Consider the following 6333-nt stretch of genomic DNA (forward strand, 5'->3'; position numbering starts at 1 on the left):
CTTAGTGACCCACCTTCCCCATCAAATAAACGACCGTGAAGATAAATACCCAGACCAAGTCGACAAAGTGCCAATACAAGCTGGCTACATAGAACTTAGGCGCAGTAACGACAGTCAGTCCTTTGCGCAAGCCTTGCAGAATCAACAGGGTAATCCAAGTCACACCAAACGCTACGTGCGCGCCGTGGAAGCCGACCAGCGTATAAAACGACGTGCCGAATGCGCTGCTGACGAATTTGTGACCTTCATGCACATATTCTCTGAACTCGTAAATTTCGAGTCCAAGGAAAGATAAACCGAACAGAACGGTGATCAATAACCAGAACAGCAGTTGCCCAAGCTTTTGCTTATGCATGGCGATGATCGCCAGAACGCTGGTCAAGCTGCTCGTCAACAAGATGAACGTCGACCAGCCGACGGTTTTCAGCTTGAAGATTTCTTCAGCCGTAGGGCCGTCCGTTACGTGATTGCGCAGCGCAATGTAGGTTGCGAACAAGCAGCCGAACAAGACAACTTCCGCGCCAAGGAAAAGCCAGAAGCCGAGAACCTTGTTTTTGCCTTCAAGGGTGGCTGTTTCGGGATGTGCCGGCAGTGCGCCGGTAGGATGCGAACTCATGCCTTAACCCCCTTGTCTTTCAATTCTTCCGGCTCAATGTGCCAGCCGTGATCGTCGTATACCGAACGAAGGAACATCGCAATCAGCGTAATAGCAATACCGATACCGGAAACGAGATAATGTTTGTACATAAAGCCAAAGCCTGCAATGAACAAGCCAACGGACATCACCAACGGGAGGATCGAAGGCGACGGCATGTGGATCGAACCGATTGGTTCGGCCGGCGTCATTTCCTTGTTGCCTTCCATTTTTTCCTTCCAAAGGGCGTCCAGACCGCGAACGAGCGGCGTTTGCTTGAAGTTGTACTCTGGAGCCGGGGACGGAATCGCCCACTCCAGCGTACGCGCATCCCACGGATCGGCAGGTGCGGTTGCTTTTTTCGTCGATGCTGCAATGATGTTGATCAGCAAGATGATCGTACCAATGCCCATCAAGCCTGCGCCAATCGTACTGATGAAGTTGCCCTCTTCAAGACCTTGGCCTGGCAAATACGTAAATACGCGGCGCGGCATCCCCATCAAACCGAGGAAATGCTGCGGGAAGAACGTCATGTGGAAACCGATAAAGAAGAACCAGAAATGCCATTTGCCCAGCTTTTCGCTCAACATCGTGCCGAACATTTTCGGCCACCAGTAGTACAAGCCGGCGAACAGACCCAGAATCAGACCGCCCACGATGACGTAATGGAAATGCGCTACGACGAAGTAGGTGTCATGGTACTGGAAGTCAGCTGCAGGAATGGCGAGCATAACCCCGGTCGTACCGCCCATAACAAATGTCGGAATGAACGCTGTTGCGAACAGATTGGCAGTGGTGAAACGAATTTGACCGCCCCAAAGGGTGAACAGCCAGTTGAAGATTTTGACGCCCGTAGGAACGGCAATCGCCATCGTGGCAATCGCGAAGATCGAGTTCGCTACAGGACCCATGCCTGTCGTAAACATGTGGTGAACCCAGACCATGAAGCCCAAGAAGCCGATCAGCACGGTAGCGAATACCATCGAGCTGTAACCAAACAGGCGTTTCTTGGAAAAGGTTGACACAATCTCGGAAATGATACCGAACGACGGAAGAATCAGAATGTAAACTTCGGGGTGACCGAAGATCCAGAACAAATGCTCCCAGAGGACGTTGTTGCCGCCGCGCGCCGCATCGAAGAACGCGCCGCCGAAAATCCGGTCAAACATCAACTCAACCAACGCAACCGTAATCGCCGGGAACGCCAGCGTAATCAGACCAGACGTGATGAAAGCCGTCCAAGTAAACATCGGCATACGCATGTACGTCATGCCTGGAGCGCGCATATTGATAATCGTCACGAGGAAGTTAATCCCGCCGATCAATGTGCCGATACCGGCAATCTGCAAGCCCAATACATAGAAATCAGTGCCGTGAAAGTTGCCTGCGTTGTCGGCAATCGTCGACAGCGGGGCGTAACCGGTCCAACCGGCATCAGGAGCGCCGCCAAGGAACCAGCTGGTGTTCATCAGCACGCCGCCGGCGAAGAACAACCAGAAGCCAAGCGCGTTGACGAACGGGAACGCAACGTCGCGCGCGCCGATTTGCAGCGGCACTACGGCGTTCATGAAACCAAAGATCAGCGGCATCGCCGCAAAGAAGATCATCGTCGTGCCATGCATCGTCGTCAACTGGTTAAACGTGTCGCCGACGAACAAGCTTTGATCCGGATACAACAGCTGGAGACGAATGAGAATCGCTTCAAGTCCCCCTACGAGGAAGAAGAAGCCGCCTGCCAGCAGATACAAGATGCCGATTTTCTTATGGTCGACTGTGGTCAGCCAATCCATGAGGCCGCTGTATCTTTTGACTGTGTGTGTGTGAGCCAACGTATTTACCTCCTTTATCCCGGTAGTGGATTATTTCAAGCTCCATAAGTAATTCACGATATCGTTGATTTGGCCGTCATCCAGCTTGCCGCCGAAAGCAGGCATTTTGTTGCCCGGCTTCTCCGCTTGCGGATTCGTGATCCATTTTTTCGCATTGTCTTGCGTATGCTCCAGAACGCCTGCGAGCATCGAACGCTCTGCGAAGCCATTGAGGTTAGGACCCATGCCCAATCCGTCTGCGCTGACGGCGTGACAGGACATGCAGTTTTCTTTAAACAGCGCTTCGCCTTTTTGCACATCGGCCGCTACAGCGACAGGCGCTTTCATTTTTTGTGCCCAAGCGTCGAAATCAGCTTGCGATTTGGCGACGACCTTGAAGTCCATCAGGGCGTGAGACGCTCCGCAAAGCTCGGCGCACTTGCCTTTAAACGTGTCGATTTCGTCGGCTTGCAGATACAGCGTATTCGTAATGCCCGGGTTGGTGTCGATTTTGCCGCCGAGGGAAGGTACCCAGAACGCGTGGTTAACGTCAGCGGAAATCAACTCGAATGCAATGATCTTGCCTTGCGGAATGACCAGATCCTGAGCCGTGGCAATACCCAGATCCGGATACTCAAACTGCCACCAGAACTGATGCGCCGTAACTTTGACGTGGACGGCATCCTTGTCCTTTCTGTAGTCAGTCGAGTGCTTAAATGTATAAGAAACGGTCGGAACCGCAAGCACCAGCAGCAGCAGAATCGGAATTACTGTCCAAATGATCTCCAGCACGTGGTTGCCTTCGACCTGCTTGGGAATCGTATTCTCCTGGCCTTTACGCTGACGGTAACGAACCAAAACGTACAAATAGATCGCGAACACGACAATTACAACAAACACCATGATAAACAAGCTCAGTTTCATCAAGAAAAGCTGTTCCGAAGCAACAGGCCCTCTTGGCTGCAAAGTGGACAGCGTATCACTCCCGCATCCTGTCAGCAAGAACGTCATTACCGCTAGAAGGGGTATTAGACGCCATAACTTTTTCCATCGAATCATTGTATCAACCCCACTTTTAAACCAATATTTTTACCACGAAGGCCACGCACATGTCAATCAATCTAATCACTTTATTAACTATAAATTCGTTAAAACTTTTTGTCAATCGCTGTAGAGAAGTTCACAAATTGTTCTTAAAACTGCGCTGCATCAAGACTTTTTCCCTACATGGTTATTCCCTGGACTTCCGGAGTTTATGCAGGAAAGGTTATATTTATCCAACGTATAAAACCGTAAAAACATCTCATTCTATACCTATCACATCGTTTGCAGGAGGTTTGCCGAAGATGAGACCGATCCCCAGGCTGCCGCTCGCCGGCGCGCTCGCTTTGACCCTGCTGCTGCCCGCCTGCTCCAATTCCGACGTCCAATATGGCAAAAGCCCTGACACCACGAACTACGGGGCGCCGCTTCAGCAAGCCGCGGAATCGGAACGAGCCTATCAGACGCAGCAGCTGTACGGCCCCGTCAGCCACAACAATAAGCAGCTGGCCTACAGCCGCGTGCTGTCCAATGAAGTTGCCGCGCTGAACGGCGTCAACACCGCTATTGTCATGACGACCGATCAGAACGCGTATGTCGCGCTGATGATCGACAACTCCGCTACAGGCACCAAACGTACCGGCAAGGAAACGAATAATCAGGGCACCAACGTCGGCATTTATAATGTAGAAAGACCTACGGACGACACGATGTCCTCCAACAAGCTCAACAACGGCGCCAACAACTATGAAACCGCCATCCATCATGATCTGCTGACTCACCGCTTCAAGCAGACGATTGCCGAACGCATCCGCATGATGCAGCCGCAGCTGCTCGATGTGTATATTTCCGCCAACCGCGATTTTGTGAATACGATGAACAATTATGCGCAGGAAAGCTGGAAGGGCCAGCCGCTTGAACCGTACCTTCCGCAGTTCAATCAAATGGTCGAACAGATTTTTGGCACGGCCCAGCTGCTGCCCAAGCCGTAGAGGGCGAACTAAAACGGTGCCTTCCGCGCGGTGCCAGCCGCATCGCATGTCAGACCCCAGATATTATTGGATGTCGTCTTGTGAACGCATGGCCGCTTGCGAGCGAATTTCGCTGTCAGGCGGCTTTTTGCCGTCCAATTTCTTCTATATAATATGTAGCGTTTTTTGAGCGAAGGCGAAAGAACGCGCGCTGCGGTTGCTTTTGAGCGGCAATGCTGTACAATTGGAACCATAGATGCAGGAAAAAAGGGGCTGGCTTGCCGTTATGTCAAACGGATTTACCAAACTGGGGATTCAAGAGGCTGTTGTTCAAAAATTAGCCGCGCTGGGCGTTCACGAGCCGACGCCGATTCAGCGTGATTCGATTCCGGCGCTGCTGGCCGGACATGATGTGATTGCGCAGGCGCAGACGGGCACCGGCAAGACGCTGGCGTTCGTGCTGCCGATGCTGGAGCTGGTCCAACCGGACAAGCCGCACGTGCAAGCGCTCATTCTTACGCCAACGCGCGAGCTGGCGATTCAGATTACAAGCGAGCTGCATAAGCTGGCTCCGGTGACGGGCGCACAGGTGCTGGCCGCTTACGGCGGTCAGGACGTCGAAAAGCAGCTGCGCAAGCTGGAAGGCAACATTCATATCGTAGTAGGCACGCCGGGTCGGGTGCTCGATCATTTGCGCCGCGGCTCGCTGTTGTTTCACAAGCTGAGCATGCTCGTGCTGGACGAAGCCGATCAGATGCTGCATATGGGCTTTCTCAATGAGGTTGAGGATATTATTTCCCAGACGTCCTCGCGCCGTCAGACGCTGCTGTTCTCGGCCACAATGCCACAGCAGATTCGCAATCTGTCGAAGGGCTACATGCGCGAGCCGCGGGAAATTCAAGTGGAGACGAAGCGGATTACGCTAAAGGAAATCGAGCAGGTGCTGGTGCCGACGAGCGACCGCGGCAAGCAGGATGCGCTGTGCAGCGCCATCGATCGGTATAAGCCGTATTTGGCGATGATTTTTTGCCGGACGAAGCGCCGGGCCCAGACGCTGAACGAAGCGCTGCTGGAGCGCGGCTATGCGTCGGACGAGCTGCACGGCGACTTGTCGCAGGCCAAGCGCGAGCAGGTGATGAAGCGGTTCCGCGACGGCAAGGTCGAGCTGCTGGTGGCAACCGATGTTGCCGCGCGCGGCCTCGACGTCGAAGGCGTGACACACGTCTTCAATTATGACGTGCCGCACGACGCGGAGAGCTACATCCACCGGATCGGGCGGACCGGACGCGCTGGACAAACCGGCGTTGCCGTGACGTTCGCTTCGCCGCGCGATATGTATCACGTCGAGCTGATCGAGAAAGGCATCCGCATGCCGTTGCGGAAGCTCGATCAGCCGCGGCGGGAGCGCAGCGACGACGAAGCGCTGGGCGCAGCGCGCGAGCCGCGCGGCGGCGCGGGCCGTGGACGCGGCGGCGCGCGGGGCGCTGGGCGCGATGCGCGCAGCGAGCGCGGCGCGGGACGCGGGGCTCGGGGCGTTGCGCGCGGGCGCGACGCAGGGCGCGGCGGCGGCGAGAGCGCAGCGCGGGGGCGCGACGCGGGGCGCGGCGGCGGCGAGAGCGCAGCGCGGGGGCGCGATGCAGGGCGCGGCGGCGACTTCGCGGCGGCGGGACTTGGCAGCGCTGCACCGACGCGCGGGCCGCAGAAGCCGACCCGCGCTAGTCAGGGACGCGGCGACGGCGGGTTCGCTCGCGACGAGCGCGGCGCGGATTTTGCCGCGGCGGGACGCGGCGGCGCTGCACCCACGCGCGGGCCGCAGAAGCCGACCCGCGCTAGTCAGGGACGCGGCGACGGCGGGTTCGCTCGCGACGAACGCGGCGCG

General features: G+C 55.7%; 5 protein-coding genes. 2 read left to right on the forward strand and 3 right to left on the reverse strand.

What is annotated here, in order from left to right:
- Position 1: 1 nt before the first annotated feature.
- The 3 genes from B5M42_RS12700 to coxB all read right to left on the reverse strand — a co-directional run bounded on the left by B5M42_RS12700 (position 2) and on the right by coxB (position 3501).
- Positions 2-616 (reverse strand): cytochrome (ubi)quinol oxidase subunit III, encoded by a 615-nt coding sequence (locus tag B5M42_RS12700; protein ID WP_134754411.1) that lies wholly within the window; start codon positions 614-616, stop codon positions 2-4.
- Positions 613-2424, reverse strand: coding sequence for a cytochrome c oxidase subunit I (gene ctaD / locus B5M42_RS12705; protein WP_167690037.1), 1812 nt, complete (start codon positions 2422-2424; stop codon positions 613-615). Before ctaD ends, B5M42_RS12700 begins: the two co-directional genes overlap by 4 nt.
- 69 nt (positions 2425-2493) lie before the next feature.
- Positions 2494-3501 carry a cytochrome c oxidase subunit II gene (gene coxB / locus B5M42_RS12710; protein WP_134754415.1) on the reverse strand — a complete coding sequence of 336 codons (1008 nt, stop codon included), beginning with the start codon at positions 3499-3501 and terminating at the stop codon, positions 2494-2496.
- Positions 3502-3788: 287 nt separating this feature from the next.
- On the opposite strand from coxB, the gene B5M42_RS12715 reads away from it, so the two are divergent.
- Entirely contained in the window at positions 3789-4475 is a 687-nt protein-coding gene (locus B5M42_RS12715; protein WP_167690035.1) for a YhcN/YlaJ family sporulation lipoprotein, read from the forward strand.
- 265 nt (positions 4476-4740) lie between these two features.
- Positions 4741-6333, forward strand: a 1593-nt coding sequence (locus tag B5M42_RS12720; protein ID WP_230632877.1) for a DEAD/DEAH box helicase, incomplete at its 3' end; no start/stop codon positions are given.

Source organism: Paenibacillus athensensis, from assembly GCF_004514475.2.
Classification (GTDB): Bacteria; Bacillota; Bacilli; order Paenibacillales; family NBRC-103111; genus Paenibacillus_AL; species Paenibacillus_AL athensensis.